Source organism: Shigella sp. SIG6 (assembly GCF_053555815.1).
The window spans coordinates 1-337 of sequence record NZ_JBQZXC010000346.1; the positions used below are offsets into that span (position 1 = coordinate 1).

General features: G+C 51.9%; 1 pseudogene. It reads right to left on the reverse strand.

From position 1 onward, the window contains the following. Positions 1-337, reverse strand: a pseudogene (locus ACUU1M_RS20750) (plasmid mobilization relaxase MbeA); the annotation flags it as partial.

Sequence of the window (337 nt, forward strand, 5' to 3'; positions counted from 1 at the left end):
CCCCTCGTGATAACGCACGCCCCATGTCTTCGCGTTCAGCTTCTCCAGACTCTCGTTCTGCTTCCTGATTTCTTCCAGGTTCGCCTGTATCATCCCGCCAAGATACCAGAGCGTCCCGCCACTCACGGTAAACAGGAAAATGACCATCCCCAGTAACATCATGCCCGTATTCCCTGCCAGCTTTAACACGTCCTTCCTGTGCTGCATCATCGCCTCTTTCACCCCTTCCCGGTGTTTTTTCAGTGATTCCTCTGTCGAAGCTGTGAACAGGGCTATAGCGTCTTTGATTTTCGTCTCGTTTGATGTCACAGCCTTGCTTACCGATTCTTCGAGCTTC